The organism is Streptomyces sp. NPDC033180, from assembly GCF_055577645.1.
Genome location: NZ_JBVIPU010000003.1, coordinates 634,331 through 648,906, shown reverse-complemented (window position 1 = coordinate 648,906; position 14,576 = coordinate 634,331). Strand labels below are relative to the sequence as shown.

Sequence of the window (14,576 nt, the reverse complement as noted above, 5' to 3'; positions counted from 1 at the left end):
GGACGCTCGGCTCTCAGCTCCGGGAGACGTTCCGCTCGTATACGAGACGCAGGCCGATGAGGGTCAGCCACGGCTCGTGCTCGTCGATGACCGTGGCCTCGCCGAGCACCATGGGCGCCAGGCCGCCGGTCGCGATGACCGTCACGTCGTCGGGGTCGCCGCCCGGGCCCGCGAGCTCGCGGGCCATGCGCTGCACGACGCCGTCCACTTGGCCCGCGAAGCCGTACAGGATGCCCGACTGCATGGCCTCCACGGTGTTCTTGCCGATGACGCTCCGCGGCCGGGCCAGCTCGATCTTGCGGAGCTGGGCGCCCCGCACCCCGAGGGCCTCGACGGAGATCTCGATACCGGGGGCGATGACGCCTCCGGTGTACTCCCCGCGCGCGGAGACCGCGTCGAACGTCGTCGCCGTACCGAAGTCGACGACGATGGCGGGGCCTCCGTAGAGCTCGACCGCCGCGACCGCGTTGATGATGCGGTCGGCGCCGACCTCCTTGGGGTTGTCCATGAGGATCGGGACGCCGGTCTTGATGCCGGGCTCCACGAGGACAGCGGGCACGTCTCCGTAGTAGCGACGGGTGACTTCGCGCAGTTCGTGCAGGACGGAGGGGACCGTCGAGCAGATGGCGATGCCGTCGATGCCGTCGCCCAGTTCGTCGCCGAGCAGCGGGTGCATGCCCATCAACCCGTTGAGGAGCACGGCGAGTTCGTCCGCGGTGCGGCGGGCGTCGGTGGAGATGCGCCAGTGCTCGACGATCTCTTCGCCGTCGAAGAGGCCGAGGACGGTGTGGGTGTTTCCGACGTCGATGGTCAGCAGCATGTCGTCGTCACTCCGCCGCGCGAAGGTCGAGGCCGATGTCCAGGATCGGCGAGGAGTGGGTGAGGGCGCCCACCGCGAGGAAGTCCACGCCCGTCTGCGCGTACGCACGGGCGTTCTCCAGGGTGAGGCGTCCTGAGGACTCCAGGATCGCGCGGCCGTGCACGAGGGCCACGGCCTCCTCGGTCTCGCCCGGCGTGAAGTTGTCCAGGAGGATCAGGTCGGCGCCCGCGTCCAGGACCTCGCGCAGCTGGTGGAGGGTGTCGACCTCGACCTCGACGGCCAGCTCCGGGAAGGCCTCGCGCACGGCCTTGAACGCCTGCTCCACGCCTCCGGCGGCCACGACGTGGTTGTCCTTCACCAGAGCCGCGTCGGAGAGCGACATGCGGTGGTTCACGCCGCCGCCCATGCGCACCGCGTACTTCTCCAGGGCGCGGAGCCCGGCCGTCGTCTTGCGGGTGTCGCGGACCTTGGCGTTCGTGCCCTCCAGTGCGTCGGCCCACGCGCGCGTGGCCGTCGCCACGCCCGAAAGGCGGCACAGGAGGTTGAGCGCGCTGCGCTCGGCGGTGAGCAGGTCGCGGGTGCGGGTGGTGACGCTGAGCAGCTTGTCGCCCGCCTCCACCTGCTCGCCGTCCTCGACGTGCCGCTCGACTTCGAAGGTGTCGGTGCAGACGAGGGAGATGACGGCTTCGGCGATGCGCAGGCCCGCGACGGTGCCGGCCTCGCGCGCGGTGAAGTCGCCGGTGGCGACCGTCTCTTCGGGGATGGTGGCGACCGAGGTGACATCGACGCCGCCGTCCAGGTCTTCCTCGATCGCCATGTGCGCGATGTCCTCGACCTGCACGGGGTCGAGCCCCGCCTCGGTCAGGAGCTGCGCGAGAGCGGGGTCGAGGCCGCACTCCAGAGGGTCGTACGCGTCGTCTCCGCCGCAGCCGCAGGCATCGCCGCAGCCGCCGCCCGTGGGGGCGAGAGGGAGGTCGTCGGGGGTGCTCACGGTCACTTCTCCTGAGGGCTGGTCGTCGGAGGGAAGTCTGCGGTCTCGGTGGTCTGTACGGCCAGGGTCCGGTCCGCGTTGAGGCGTACGACGATGTGGCGGCGCCAGGTCTCGTCGTCGCGGTCGGGGCGGTCCTCGCGCCAGTGGCAGCCGCGGGTCTCCTCGCGGCGCTGTGCCGCGGTGACCAGGACGCGGGCGACGCACAGCAGGTTGGTGGTCTCCCAGGTGTCGACGCCGGGCTCGGCGGTCTTGCCGTCCTCGGCGAGCGCGCCCGCTGCCTCGGCGTGAATGCGGGCGAGCCGGGCCGCTGCCTCGGAGAGGGAGTCGGCGGACCTGAGCACTCCGGCGCCCTCGGTCATCACGCGCTGGATGGCGAAGCGGGCCTCGGGGGGCAGCAGGGGGTGCGCCGGGGTGGCGGAGTGGGCGGCCGGCGCGGGCGCGGGCACAGCGACGGGCACGGCGGCGTAGAGGGCGGGGAGGGCCTTCTCCGCGTGCTGTGCCGCGATGTCCGCCGCGATGCGCTCGGCGTAGACCAGGCCCTCCAGAAGGGAGTTGGAGGCGAGGCGGTTCGCCCCGTGCACGCCGGTGCAGGCGACCTCGCCGCAGGCGTACAGGCCCGGGACCGTGGTGCGGCCGTGCGCGTCGGTGCGGACGCCGCCGGAGGCGTAGTGCGCGGCCGGGGCGACGGGGATGGGCTCGGTCACCGGGTCGATGCCGTGGGAACGGCAGGCGGCGAGGATCGTCGGGAAGCGGTTCTCCCACATGTCGGCGCCGAAGTGCCGGCCGTCCAAGTACATGTGCTCGGCGCCCTGTTCCTGCATGCGCCGCGTGATGCCCTTGGCGACGATGTCCCGGGGCGCGAGCTCGGCGAGCTCGTGCTGGCCGACCATGAAGCGCACGCCGTGCGCGTCCACGAGGTGGGCTCCCTCGCCGCGCACCGCCTCGGAGACCAGCGGCTGCTGGCCCTCCGCGTCGGCTCCCAGGAAGAGCACGGTGGGGTGGAACTGCACGAACTCCAGGTCGCTCACCTCGGCGCCCGCGCGCAGGGCGAGCGCGACACCGTCGCCCGTCGACACGGAGGGGTTCGTGGTCGCCGAGAAGACCTGGCCCATGCCGCCGGTGGCGAGAACGACCGCGGGGGCGTGGACCGCGCCCACGCCGTCGTGCTGGCCCTCGCCCATGACGTGCAGGGAGACACCCGCGGTCCGGCCTTCGGCGTCGGTCAGCAGGTCAAGTACGAGGGCGTTCTCCACCGTGGGTATGCCCTGCGCGCGGACCGCTTCGACCAGGGCGCGGGAGATCTCCGCGCCGGTCGCGTCGCCGCCCGCGTGCGCGATGCGGCGGCGGTGGTGGCCGCCCTCGCGGGTCAGCTCGATGGCGCCTTCGGGACCCGTGTCGAAGTGGGCGCCGGTCTCGATGAGGCGGCGTACGGCATCGGGGCCCTCGGTGACCAGGGTGCGCACGGCTTCCTCGTCGCACAGGCCCGCGCCCGCCACGAGGGTGTCGTCCAGATGCTGCTCGGGGGTGTCGCCATCGCCGAGCGCCGCTGCGATGCCGCCCTGGGCCCAGCGCGTGGAGCCGTCGTCCAGGCGGGCCTTGGTGACCACGACGGTCTTCAGGCCCGCCGCCGAGCAGCGCAGCGCCGTGGTCAGTCCGGCCACTCCGGAGCCGACGACGACGATGTCGGCTTCCAGGGACCAGCCGGGCGCGGGGGCGTGCAGCCGTATTCCGGTGGCACTCATGGGGTGGCTCCGAACGTGAGCGGGATGTTGTCGATCAGCCGGGTCGCGCCGACCTTGGCCGCGACGGCGAGGACCGCCTCACCGGTATGGCCCGGCTGTACGTCCGTGAAGTCGGCGGGGTCGACCAGCGCCAGGTAGTCGAGTTCGAGCGGGGGCCTGCTGCGGGCCGCCTGGTCGAGGACGTGGCGGGCGGCGGCGCGGACGGCCGCGGGGCCGCCGGGCACGGTCGGCGTGACGGACTGGGCGAGCGCGTGGGTGTCGGCGGCGGCGCGGGACTCCCCCAGGGCGTTCAGGGCGGCGGCGCGCGCGTGCGTGACGGGGGCGAGCGCGGCCCGCGCGTGCAGGGCCTCCTGCGCGGCGTGCCGGTCGCGGCCCGCGAAGAGGGCCTGGGAGAGCGCGAGCGCGGTGCGCCGCTCGTCCGGGGAGAGGTAGCGGTTGCGGCTGGAGAGAGCCAGCCCGTCGTCCTCGCGCACGGTGGGTACGCCCACTATGTCGACGCCGAAGTTCAGGTCGCGCACCATGCGGCGGATGAGCGCGAGCTGCTGGGCGTCCTTCTGGCCGTACAACGCCACGTCGGGCCTGGTGAGGTGCAGCAGCTTGGCGACGACCGTGAGCATGCCGTCGAAGTGGCCGGGGCGCGTGGCCCCTTCGAGGAGGGTGCCCATGGGTCCCGCACTGATCCGGACCTGCGGTTCGCCGCCCGGATAGACCTCGTCGACGGACGGGGCGAACACGAAGTCCGCGCCCTCCTGTTCGGCGATCTTGACGTCGGCGTCCAGGGTGCGGGGGTAGCGGTCGAGGTCCTCGCCCGCACCGAACTGGAGGGGGTTCACGAAGACCGTGACCACGACTTCGCCCTCGTCGCCCGCGATGTCGCGTGCGGTGCGGATGAGGGTGGCGTGGCCCTCGTGCAGGGCGCCCATGGTCATGACGACGACCCGGCGGCCGCCACGCGCGCGCGTACGCAGGGGTTCGGCGGCGTGCACAAGGCTGGTCATCGGGCTCCTCCCTCCGCGTCGCCGGCCCCGCCCCCGCCGTTGGCCAGGACTCCCAGGAGGTCCTCGGCGAGCTCGGGCTTGAGCAGTCCGTGGGCGAGCGCGCGGTCGGCGGTCGCGCGGGCCATCGCCAGATATCCGGCCACGGTCTGCGGGGCGTGCTTGCGCAACTCGGCGACGTGCGCGGCGACGGTGCCCGCGTCACCACGCGCGACGGGCCCGGTCAGGGCTGCGTCGCCGGAGCGCAGGGCGTTGTCCAGGGCGGCGCCGAGCAGCGGTCCGAGCATCCGGTCGGGGGCGGCCACGCCCGCGTCCCGGAGCAGCTCCATGGACTCGGCGACCAGCGTGACCAGGTGGTTCGCGCCGAGCGCGAGCGCCGCGTGGTAGAGCGGGCGCGACTCCTCCGCGATCCACTCGGGCTCGCCGCCCATCTCGATGACCAGCGCCTCCGCGGCCAGGCGCAGCTCATCGGGAGCGGTCACGCCGAAGGAGCAGCCCGCGAGGCGCTGCACGTCCACGGGGGTGCCGGTGAACGTCATGGCGGGGTGCAGGGCCAGCGGCAGGGCGCCCGCGCGCAGCGCGGGCTCCAGCACCTTGGCGCCGTACCGCCCCGACGTGTGCACCAGGAGCTGGCCCGGGCGGATCGCCCCGGTCTCCACGAGGCCCTCGACGAGGCCCGGCAGGGCGTCGTCCGGCACGGTCAGAAGGACCAGATCGGCGCGCTCGAGCACCTGGGCCGGCGGGACGAGGGGGACGTCGGGCAGCAGGGCCGCCGCGCGTCGTACGGAGGCGTCGGAGACCCCGGACGCGGCGACCGGACGATGCCCGGCGAGCTGGAGTGCCGCGGCGAGCGCGGGGCCGACACGGCCCGCTCCCACGACGCCCACCGTGAGCCTCGCGGGACGGTCCCGCGGGTCTGGCTGATGAGGTGCGTTCACGCGATGACGCCTTCCCGTTCCAGTCCGCTCGGGGTACCGGACGATTTCTCGTCATGCTAACGCGATTGGTCCGCGCCGCGTCCTCGGCTGTCCACAGGCTGTGGGTATTCGTATGACCGGCGACCGACCGCACGCCATGCTCGGGGGATGACTTCACACGACGGAGAAACCGAGGTGAGCGAGCAGGACCTGCTCGCCGCCCGCCGCCGCGCCGCCGCCCTCGGCGCCTCCCGCATCCTGCACCGCTGGTCCGGGCACCTCCCGCTCACCGCACGGCTCTCGGCGCTCGCGGACGCGGCCTCGGAGGTCGTGGACCCGGACGAGCCCGCCGACATCTACGGCAACGCGGTCGTCGCCCGCCTGGAGGACGAGGTCGCGCGGCTGCTCGGCAAGGAGGCGGCCGCCTTCTTCCCGACCGGCACGATGGCCCAGCAGGTCGCCCTGCGCTGCTGGGCGGGCCGCACCGGCAACGCGACCGTCGCCCTGCATCCGAAGGCCCATCCCGAGGTCCACGAAGGGGGCGCCCTCTGGGCGGTGAGCAGACTGCGCACCGTACATCCGACGAGGGAGCCGCGGCTGCCCACGGCCGACGAGGTGCGGGACTTCGAAGAGCCCTTCGGGACGCTGATGCTCGAACTGCCGCTCCGGGACGCCGGTTTCGTGCTGCCGTCCTGGGAGGAGCTCGAAGAGGTCGTGGAGGCGGCCCGGGAACGCGACGCCGTCGTGCACTTCGACGGAGCGCGCCTGTGGGAGTGCACACCGCACTTCGGGCGCCCCCTCGCGGAGATCGCCGGGCTCGCGGACACCGTGTACGTGTCGTTCTACAAGTCCCTCGACGGCCTGAGCGGCGCGGTGCTCGCGGGCCCGCGCACCCTGGTCGACGAGGCGAGGACCTGGCGGCACCGCTACGGCGGCCAGGTCTTCCAGCAGTACCCGGCCGCCGTCGCCGCCCTGCTCGGCCTGAAGAACACGCTCCCGCGGCTGCCGGACCACGTCGCCCACGCGCGCGTGGTCGCCGACGCGCTGCGCGAAGGGTTCGCGGCCGCCGGTGTCCCCTGGTCGCGCGTGCACCCGGAGCGGCCGCACACCCACCAGTTCCAGGTCTGGCTGCCGTACGACGCCGAGGCGCTGACCGAGGCGGCGCTGACGCAGGCCGAGGAGACCAAGACCCAGCTGTTCGGGCGCTGGTTCCCGGACGGGCCGCCCGGCCTCTCGGTCACGGAGGTCACCGTGACCGAGGCGGGCCTGGAGTGGACGCCCGACGACGTCAATGATGCGGTCGCGGAGTTTGTGCGGCGGATCCCCGGATGAACCGGGCCACGGCGGCGCGGAACCGTCCCTGGACGGGGCGTTCCTCGACGACGGCACGGAAGCGGCCGTAGTCGCGCACCTCGCGGATGACCTGCCAGTCCTGCTGACCAGGTGCGGGCGGGGTCCGCTCGTCGTGCTGGGCGGCGCGGTAGCTGTCGAGGAGGTACTGCTGCGTGATGCTCATGACGAGGTCGCCTCTCTAGACAAAGAGTACTTATCGGGCACCGCTGGGTCGACGGGAAGCAGGGTCGGCACAGAGGTGGGTCGAGGGGTGGGTCGTGGTGGATGCCAGCCCGGCGGCGACGCTGCCGCGGGGCGTGGTCAGCACGGGCCGAGTACGGCCCGGTCAGCACAGACTGCCTCCGCCGGCACGTCCCCGTCGCGCCGATTGACGCCGGTCGTCAATCGGCCGCCGGGTTGTCGGTGGCGAGGTGCACGATGGGTCCATGAGCGTGCACATCGACATCGCGGGCCTGCCGCAGGAGCGGATCTTCTTCGACCCTTCGCCCCTTGCGGAGCTGGGCGTTGCCCTGCACGCGCTGGCCGAACCGGGGCACCACCCGGGGCTGCACGGCTGGGCGACGGCGACCACCGCCTGCCTCAAGCCGGACCTCGCCGACCGGCTGTGCGAGGCCGACTTCCTGTGGCGGAACACGTTCTCGGACGTCTTCATGCCGTTCGCCGGGCTCGTCGACGGCGACGGCAGGCCGGGGGCGACGCTCGCCGACGAGCTGGACCTGCTCGACCGCCTGGACGACGAGCGATTCGTCATGGCGGCCCTGGAGTTCACCTGCGGCACGACGTACAACGAAGGCGGTCCCTCGCCGCTCACCGACCCCACCCGCGGCGCCCGCGCCCTGGAGCTCGCCGCCACCCGCGGCACGAGGCAACTGGACTTCGCCGAGCGGCTCCTGACCGAACCGCACACCGTCCGGGCCTGGCTGCGCCGCCTCCTTGAGGACTGCGACGAGGCCTTCTTCGCGGACACCTGGCGCCGGGTGCGCGTCCAACTGGCCGCCGACGCCCGGCACAAGACCGAGATACTGCGCCACAAAGGCCTCGCCGACGTGCTGACCTCGGTGTCGACGGCCCTCTCGGTGGACGCGGACAACCGCCGCATCACCGCGGACAAGCTGTGCCCGGGCAACGCGACGGCCCTGAACCACTCCCTGGGCGCGGGGCTCACGTTCGTGCCCTCGCACTTCGCGTGGCCGCACCTGATGGTCCTGCACGCCCCGGGCTGGCGCCCGGTGATCCACTACCCCGTGTCCACCCCGGACCTGGCCGAGCCCACCTCGGTGGAGACGCTGGAGCGGCGGCTCACGGCCCTCGCACACCCCGTGCGTCTGCGGCTGTGCCGCAACCTGGCCCGCGCGCCCTACAGCACCGGCGAGCTGGCCCACGCGACGGGACTGACGTCACCGGAGGTCTCCCGGCACCTCGCGCTCCTGAAGAAGGCGGGCCTGATCACCACGGCACGGCGCGGCCGGTATGTCATGCACCAGCTGGACGTCACCGTGGTGGCCCGCCTGGGCAGCGACTTCCTGGAGGGCATCCTGCGCTGACCCGGCCGACCCCGTACCGGCCCCGTACCGGCCCCGCCGGCCTCCGTCAGGCCGCCCCGCCGCCCGCCCGCACCAGGCCCGTCTCGTACGCGAGGACCACCACCTGTACCCGGTCCCGCAGGCCGAGCTTGGTCAGGATGCGGCCCACGTGGGTCTTCACCGTGGCCTCCGACAGGACGAGCCGCGCCGCGATCTCCCCGTTCGAAAGCCCCTGGGCGACGAGGATCATGACCTCGCGCTCGCGGTCGGTGAGCCGCTCCAGCTCCTTGTGCTGCGGCTGCCCGCCGGCGTTCGGCAGCATCGGCGCGAAGCGGTCGAGCAGGCGCCGCGTCGTGGACGGCGCGACCACCGCGTCACCGCTGTGCACGGACCGGATCGCGGCCAGCAGCTCGCCCGGGGGCACGTCCTTCAGCATGAAGCCGGATGCGCCCGCCTTCAGCCCCGAGAAGGCGTACTCGTCGAGGTCGAAGGTCGTCAGGATCAGCACCTTCGGCGGATTCTCGTCCTGGCAGATGCGCCGGGTCGTCTCCACGCCGTCCAGCTTCGGCATGCGTACGTCCATGAGCACCACGTCGACCTCGGTCGTCCGCAGCGCCTGAAGCGCCTCGACCCCGTCGCCCGCCTCCGCGACGACCTCCATGTCCGGCTGTGCGGCGAGCACCATCCGGAACCCCGTGCGCAACAGCGCCTGGTCGTCGACGAGCATGACGCGGATCGACATCAAAGGCCCCTTCGTGGATGTGTTTCGTGAGCGAACGGTTCGTGAGCGAACGGATGGAACGGACGTGGTCAAGAGCGTATGGCGTGGACGTACCGGTGACAGGTGTCAATGTGCGGGCTTGAGCGGGAGAAGCGCGCTGATGCGGAAGCCGCCGCCCGGCCGCGGTCCCGCGTCCAGCGTGCCGCCGACCATGCCGACGCGCTCCCGCATGCCGATCAGGCCGTGTCCGCTGCCGTCGGCGCCGCCGTCCTCGTACAGCTCGTGCGGGGCGCCCTTGCCGTCGTCCTCGACGAGCAGCCCCAGACCGTCGTCGAAGTAGACGAGGCGCACGCTCGCTCCGGTGTTCTCGCCACCGTGCTTGCGGGTGTTGGTGAGCGCCTCCTGCACGATGCGGTACGCCGTGAGCTCGACGCCGCTGGGCAGCGGACGCGGGGTTCCCTCGACCTTGAAGTCGACCGGGAGGCCGGCCGTGCGCACCTGCTCGATGAGCTCGTCGAGCTGCTCGACGTCGGGCTGCGGGACGTACTCACCGCTCTCCTGGTGTTCGCCGGTGCGCAGCACGCCGAGCAGCCTGCGCATCTCGGCGAGTGCCTGCCGTCCTGTGCCCGAGATGGTCTCCAGGGCCTGCTTGGCCTGCTCGGGGGCCGCATCAAGGACGTACGCGGCGCCGTCGGCCTGGACGACCATCACCGAGACGTTGTGCGCGACGACATCGTGCAGCTCGCGCGCGATCCGGGCCCGCTCGGCCGCCACCGCGACCTTGGACTGCGCGGCCCGCTCCTTCTCCAGGCGGTCGGCTCGCTCCTCCAGCTGCGCGAAGTAGGCGCGGCGGGTGCGGATGGAGTCGCCGAGCACCCAGGCCAGGGCGAAGGGCACCATCTGGAAGACCGTGAAGAGAATGCTGCTGAAGGTGCCTATGCTCTCCTCCGGCCAGCGCAGCGACGACAGCGGAGCCGCGCACAGACCGCCGATGAGGGCGAACCGCGAGGCCCACTTCGTGCCCTCGACCGAGGCCGTGTAGATGATCACCAGCATCGCGAAGTCGGCCGGCATCGTCTGGATGTCGAAGATCAGCTGGGCCACGCCGAGAACGGCGGCGAGGACCAGCATCTTCTCGACGTACTTGCGGCGCAGCGCCACCACGACGGACATGCCGAGGATGACGACGACGGACGAGACGGGTTCCCGGCCTTCCGCCGCGGCCATGGAGACGAGACCGACGCCGGAGATCCCGAACAGGACGAGGGCCCAGAAGCCATCGACCCCGGTCGGGTGTCTGCGGAAGAAGTCATAGACGCGCTGCACGTAACCCAGCGTAGGCAGCGTGACGGCCCTCCGGGGTCAACCGGAGGTCCGATCCGTACCGCTCGCGTGTACTCCCCAAGGTGGAGGCCCGCTTAGCCTTCTCGCGTGACGAACGAGGTCCGAGGTGAGCGGCGAGACGTGCGGCGTGGCTGGCGAAAGGCCATGGAGGCCGCTCTTTACGGGCCTGACGGCTTCTATCTGCGCCCCGAGGGACCCGCGGGACACTTCCGTACGTCGGTGCACGCCTCGCCCCTCTTCGCGGGCGCGGTGGCCCGGCTGCTGTGCCGCGTGGACGAGGCGCTCGACCACCCGGACGAGTTGGCCTTCGTCGATCTTGGCGCAGGGCGAGGCGAGTTGACCGCGGCCGTCCTCGCCGCGCTGCCCGCCGACGTGGCGCCACGCGTGCGTGCCTGTGCCGTCGAGCGGGCCGGGCGCCCGGCAGGACTCGACCCGCGCATCGGGTGGCGCGACCAGCCGCCCGCCGGCGTCACCGGACTGCTCTTCGCCAACGAGTGGCTGGACAACGTCCCCCTGGACGTCGTCGAGGTGGACCCCGACGGCCTGGTGCGACACGTACTCGTGGGCGCCGACGGCACTGAATCCCTGGGCGACACGGTGGAGGGCGCCGACGCCTCCTGGCTCGCGCGCTGGTGGCCGCTCGCCCCGGAGCCCGGCCTGCGCGCGGAGACCGGGCTTCCCAGGGACGAGGCGTGGGCGGCGGCCGCGGCGACGCTGGAGCGCGGTCTCGCGGTCGCGGTGGACTACGCGCACGACCGCGCCGGACGGCCGCCCTTCGGCACGCTGACCGGCTTCCGCGCGGGCCGCGAGACCAAGCCCGTGCCGGACGGCACGTGCGACATCACGGCCCATGTGGCACTCGACGCGTGCGCGCTGCCCGGAGCCCGGCTGCTCACCCAGCGCGCGGCCCTGCACGCCCTGGGCGTCAGCGGCGGCCGCCCGCCGCTCTCCCTGGCCTCCAGCGATCCGGCGGAGTACGTCCGCGCCCTCACGCGCGCGGGAGAGGCGGCCGAACTGACCGCCGAGGGCGGGCTCGGCGACTTCGGGTGGCTGACCCAGCCGGTGGGCATCGCGAACCCGCTGCAGGCTTGAGCGGGCCCCTGCTCGAGGGCTGGAGCGGCCCCTCCTTCTGGAGCGGCCCCTACTTGTCGATCACTCGTCGATTACTTGTCGATGTCGCCGACCACGAAGAACAGCGACCCCAGGATCGCCACCATGTCGGCGACCAGCTGGCCCGGAAGCAGTTCGGCCAGGGCCTGGATGTTGTTGTACGACGCCGAGCGGAGCTTCAGGCGGTACGGGGTCTTCTCGCCCTTGGAGACCAGGTAGTAGCCGTTGATGCCCAAGGGGTTCTCGGTCCACGCGTACGTGTGGCCCTCGGGGGCCTTGAGCACCTTCGGGAGGCGCTGGTTGACGGGCCCCTGCGGCAGCTCGGCGAGCCGCTCCAGGCAGGCGTCGGCGAGGTCGAGCGCGTTGTGGGTCTGCTCCAGGAGGCACTCGAAGCGGGCCAGGCAGTCGCCTTCCTGACGCCTGACGACCTTCAGGGTGTCCTGGAGCTCCCCGTACGCGAGGTACGGCTCGTCACGGCGCAGGTCGAAGTCGACTCCGGAGGCGCGGGCGATGGGACCGCTCACTCCGTAGGCGTGCACCGCCTGAGGGGACAGCACGCCGACGCCGCGCGTACGGCCCCGGAAGATCTCGTTGCCGAGCACCAACTTGTCGTACACGTCCATGCGGGAGCGGACTGAGGCGACAGCCGCACGCGCGCGCGTGGACCAGCCCGCGGGGAGGTCCTCCTTGAGGCCGCCGACGCGGTTGAACATGTAGTGCATGCGGCCGCCGGAGATCTCCTCCATCACGTTCTGGAGCTCCTCGCGCTCCCGGAACGCGTGGAACACCGGGGTGATTCCGCCCAGTTCGAGCGGATACGAGCCGAGGAACATCAGGTGGTTGAGTACGCGGTTCAGCTCAGCGAGGAGCGTGCGCAGCCAGACGGCGCGCTCGGGCACCTCCATGCCGAGCATCCGCTCCACGGCGAGGACGACCCCGAGTTCGTTCGAGAACGCGGACAGCCAGTCGTGCCGGTTGGCGAGCACCACGATCTGCCGGTAGTCACGCGCCTCGAAGAGTTTCTCCGCACCGCGGTGCATATAGCCGATCACCGGCTCCGCCTGCTGGATCCGCTCGCCGTCGAGGACGAGGCGCAGCCGCAGCACGCCGTGCGTGGACGGGTGCTGCGGGCCGATGTTGAGCACCATGTCGGTGCTCTCCGCGGCGCCGCCGATGCCGAGCGTGGTCTCCGTCGTGGGGCTCATGCGCGCATTCTCTCGTACGCGCGCTCATACGCGACTGTCACATCGCTACGTACGCTTGAGGCATGGAAACGGGGACGGCGGGACCGGCACGGCCGGCGCAGCCGGAAGAGTCAGACGCGGAGCCGGTGTGGACCGGGCTGCCACGAGGGTTGCTGCGGATGCGGCGACTGCTGCTCGTGGTGTGGCTGGTGCCGCTCGCGGCGGCGGTCGGGGTACTCCTGTGGATCTTCGCCGGACCCGCGTGGGCCGCCTTCGCGGCCATCCCGCTCGCCTTCGTGGCGTGGGGCTGGCCGATGCTGGGACGCAACTGGCGCTCGTGGCGGTACGCGGAGCGGGCCGACGACCTGCTGATCAGCCGGGGGGTGCTCTGGCGCGAGGAAACGATCGTTCCGTACGGCAGGATGCAGCTCGTCGAGGTGACGTCGGGGCCCGTGGAGCGGCACTTCGGCCTGGCGAGCGTGCAGCTGCACACGGCGGCGGCCGCCACGGACGCCCGGATCCCCGGTCTCATCCCCGAGGAGGCCGAGCGGCTGCGCGACCGGCTCACCGAGCTGGGCGAGGCCCGCTCGGCGGGGCTGTGAGCGGCGTACGGGAGGTGGCCGGGGAAGAACGCGCCCCTGGCGCCGAGGACGTACGAGAACGGCGTCTGCACCCCGTCACGCCCCTGCGCCGGGCCTGGGCGCCGGTCGCGGTCCTCGTGGGCTTCGCGGTGCACGACCCGAACGGCACGCAGCGGAGGGTTTCCGAGCTCCCCGTGACCGGGCTGCTCGCCGGAATCGCCGCCGTCCTGCTGGGCGGGGCCCTCTACGGCTTCATGAGCTGGTGGTTCACGCACTTCGCCGTCACCGACACCGAACTGCGCATCCGCACAGGACTGATCTTCCGCCGCACCGCGCACATCCGACTCGACCGGCTCCAGGCGGTGGACGTGACGCAGCCGCTCGCGGCCCGGATCGTCGGCGTCGCCAAGCTCAAACTGGACGTCGTCGGGACGGAGAAGAAGGACGAACTGGCCTATCTGGGCCAGGAGGAGGCCTCGGTCCTGCGGGCCGAACTCCTCGCGCGTGCGGCCGGTTTCGCGCCCGAGACGGCCCGCGAGGTCGGCGAGGCGCCGGTCAACAACCTGGTGCACGTACAGCCGCGCATGCTCGCGGTCTCCCTGCTGCTGACCGGAACCACATGGGCCATGCTCGTCGCCGCACTCATCGTGCCGCCCTTCCTTTGGTTCGCCACCCACAACCTGTGGACAGTCCTGGCGACCGGGCTTCCCATGCTGGGCGGCGCGTTCGCGAGCAGTGTGGGGCGGTTCATCGGGGAGTACGACTGGAAGGTCGGCGAATCCCCCGACGGCCTGCGCATAGACCACGGCCTGCTCGACAAGGCGCACGAGACGGTCCCCCCGGGGCGGGTGCAGACGGTGCGCGTCGTGGAGCCGTGGCTGTGGCGGCGGCGGGGCTGGGTGCGGGTGGAGCTCGACGTGGCGGGCTCGTCGAACGGCGTTCTGGTCCCCGTCGCGCCGCGGGAGGTCGCGGAGGACGTGATCGCGCGGATTCTGCCAGGTGTCCAGGTGCCGGCGGCGGCTGAGCTCGTCCGCCCTCCCGCGCGGGCCGCATGGTGCCTCCCGGTGTGGTGGAAGGGGTACGGCCTCACGGTGACGGACACGGTGTTCGCGGCACGGCACGGCCTTTTGCGCCGCCGCCTGTCCCTGGTACCGCACGCGAAGGTACAGAGCGTGCGGCTGACACAGGGACCATGGGAGCGGTTCAAGGGGGTGGCGGACGTGCAGGTCGACACCGGGGCGAACAAAACAGTGACGGCCCGCCTGCGCCCCGCCGGCGAGGCAGCCGCACTACTG

At 72.3% G+C, this 14,576-nt stretch carries 14 protein-coding genes; 5 read left to right on the top strand and 9 right to left on the bottom strand.

What is annotated here, in order from left to right; all coding sequences use genetic code 11:
- Nucleotides 1-13: 13 nt before the first annotated feature.
- Genes ACZ5WE_RS13710 through ACZ5WE_RS13690 form a run of 5 tightly spaced genes read right to left on the bottom strand, consistent with a single transcriptional unit; the run spans nt 14 to nt 5,486 of the window.
- Nucleotides 14-820, bottom strand: a complete 807-nt coding sequence (locus ACZ5WE_RS13710; protein ID WP_467686143.1) for a type III pantothenate kinase — start codon at nt 818-820, stop codon at nt 14-16.
- Nucleotides 821-827: 7 nt separating this feature from the next.
- Entirely contained in the window at nt 828-1,811 is a 984-nt protein-coding gene (nadC, locus tag ACZ5WE_RS13705) for a carboxylating nicotinate-nucleotide diphosphorylase (RefSeq protein WP_467686141.1), read from the bottom strand.
- 2 nt (nt 1,812-1,813) lie between these two features.
- The gene (locus tag ACZ5WE_RS13700; RefSeq protein ID WP_467686139.1) at nt 1,814-3,553 is read right to left on the bottom strand and encodes an L-aspartate oxidase; all 1,740 of its coding nucleotides are present in this window, start codon (nt 3,551-3,553) and stop codon (nt 1,814-1,816) included.
- A complete protein-coding gene (gene panC, locus ACZ5WE_RS13695) occupies nt 3,550-4,551 on the bottom strand; it encodes a pantoate--beta-alanine ligase (RefSeq protein ID WP_467686137.1) in 1,002 nt (333 codons plus the stop codon). The genes ACZ5WE_RS13700 and panC overlap by 4 nt, the downstream gene beginning before the upstream one ends.
- On the bottom strand, nt 4,548-5,486 hold the full coding sequence (locus tag ACZ5WE_RS13690) for a Rossmann-like and DUF2520 domain-containing protein (RefSeq protein ID WP_467686135.1): 939 nt from the start codon (nt 5,484-5,486) through the stop codon (nt 4,548-4,550). The genes panC and ACZ5WE_RS13690 overlap by 4 nt, the downstream gene beginning before the upstream one ends.
- Before the next feature lie 147 nt (nt 5,487-5,633).
- Between ACZ5WE_RS13690 and ACZ5WE_RS13685 the strand changes: the two genes are divergently transcribed.
- Nucleotides 5,634-6,797 (top strand): threonine aldolase family protein, encoded by a 1,164-nt coding sequence (locus tag ACZ5WE_RS13685; RefSeq protein WP_467686133.1) that lies wholly within the window; start codon nt 5,634-5,636, stop codon nt 6,795-6,797.
- Here the strand turns inward: ACZ5WE_RS13685 and ACZ5WE_RS13680 are convergent.
- Complete coding sequence (locus ACZ5WE_RS13680) at nt 6,754-6,981, bottom strand: hypothetical protein (protein ID WP_467686131.1); 228 nt, start codon at nt 6,979-6,981, stop codon at nt 6,754-6,756. The two genes, ACZ5WE_RS13685 and ACZ5WE_RS13680, sit on opposite strands and share 44 nt — an antisense overlap.
- Nucleotides 6,982-7,249: 268 nt before the next feature.
- On the opposite strand from ACZ5WE_RS13680, the gene ACZ5WE_RS13675 reads away from it, so the two are divergent.
- A complete protein-coding gene (locus ACZ5WE_RS13675) occupies nt 7,250-8,362 on the top strand; it encodes a DUF5937 family protein (protein ID WP_467686261.1) in 1,113 nt (370 codons plus the stop codon).
- A gap of 46 nt (nt 8,363-8,408) precedes the next feature.
- Here ACZ5WE_RS13675 and ACZ5WE_RS13670 read toward each other — a convergent pair whose 3' ends face one another.
- Together ACZ5WE_RS13670 and ACZ5WE_RS13665 are read right to left on the bottom strand one after the other, a co-directional pair.
- A complete protein-coding gene (locus ACZ5WE_RS13670; protein ID WP_367044040.1) occupies nt 8,409-9,083 on the bottom strand; it encodes a response regulator transcription factor in 675 nt (224 codons plus the stop codon).
- A 105-nt stretch (nt 9,084-9,188) separates the two neighbouring features.
- Nucleotides 9,189-10,388, bottom strand: a complete 1,200-nt coding sequence (locus ACZ5WE_RS13665) for a sensor histidine kinase (RefSeq protein WP_467686129.1) — start codon at nt 10,386-10,388, stop codon at nt 9,189-9,191.
- Between the two features lie 162 nt (nt 10,389-10,550).
- Between ACZ5WE_RS13665 and ACZ5WE_RS13660 the strand changes: the two genes are divergently transcribed.
- Nucleotides 10,551-11,498, top strand: coding sequence for an SAM-dependent methyltransferase (locus tag ACZ5WE_RS13660; RefSeq protein WP_467686259.1), 948 nt, complete (start codon nt 10,551-10,553; stop codon nt 11,496-11,498).
- A gap of 71 nt (nt 11,499-11,569) precedes the next feature.
- On the opposite strand, the gene ACZ5WE_RS13655 is transcribed toward ACZ5WE_RS13660, so the two are convergent.
- The gene (locus ACZ5WE_RS13655) at nt 11,570-12,721 is read right to left on the bottom strand and encodes an NADH-quinone oxidoreductase subunit D (RefSeq protein ID WP_467686127.1); all 1,152 of its coding nucleotides are present in this window, start codon (nt 12,719-12,721) and stop codon (nt 11,570-11,572) included.
- A gap of 62 nt (nt 12,722-12,783) precedes the next feature.
- On the opposite strand from ACZ5WE_RS13655, the gene ACZ5WE_RS13650 reads away from it, so the two are divergent.
- Nucleotides 12,784-13,302, top strand: coding sequence for a PH domain-containing protein (locus ACZ5WE_RS13650; RefSeq protein WP_467686125.1), 519 nt, complete (start codon nt 12,784-12,786; stop codon nt 13,300-13,302).
- 14 nt (nt 13,303-13,316) lie between these two features.
- A partial coding sequence (locus tag ACZ5WE_RS13645; protein WP_469157291.1) for a PH domain-containing protein occupies nt 13,317-14,576 on the top strand: 1,260 nt, incomplete at its 3' end.

What these genes read in the sequence shown, in the direction of transcription:
- ACZ5WE_RS13710 (WP_467686143.1), bottom strand. Translation starts at nt 820, where the DNA reads ATGCTGCTGACCATCGACGTCGGAAACACCCACACCGTCCTCGGCCTC.
- ACZ5WE_RS13700 (WP_467686139.1), bottom strand. Translation starts at nt 3,553, where the DNA reads ATGAGTGCCACCGGAATACGGCTGCACGCCCCCGCGCCCGGCTGGTCC.
- panC (WP_467686137.1), bottom strand. Translation starts at nt 4,551, where the DNA reads ATGACCAGCCTTGTGCACGCCGCCGAACCCCTGCGTACGCGCGCGCGT.
- ACZ5WE_RS13685 (WP_467686133.1), top strand. Translation starts at nt 5,634, where the DNA reads ATGACTTCACACGACGGAGAAACCGAGGTGAGCGAGCAGGACCTGCTC.
- ACZ5WE_RS13680 (WP_467686131.1), bottom strand. Translation starts at nt 6,981, where the DNA reads ATGAGCATCACGCAGCAGTACCTCCTCGACAGCTACCGCGCCGCCCAG.
- ACZ5WE_RS13670 (WP_367044040.1), bottom strand. Translation starts at nt 9,083, where the DNA reads ATGTCGATCCGCGTCATGCTCGTCGACGACCAGGCGCTGTTGCGCACG.
- ACZ5WE_RS13660 (WP_467686259.1), top strand. Translation starts at nt 10,551, where the DNA reads ATGGAGGCCGCTCTTTACGGGCCTGACGGCTTCTATCTGCGCCCCGAG.
- ACZ5WE_RS13655 (WP_467686127.1), bottom strand. Translation starts at nt 12,721, where the DNA reads ATGAGCCCCACGACGGAGACCACGCTCGGCATCGGCGGCGCCGCGGAG.
- ACZ5WE_RS13650 (WP_467686125.1), top strand. Translation starts at nt 12,784, where the DNA reads ATGGAAACGGGGACGGCGGGACCGGCACGGCCGGCGCAGCCGGAAGAG.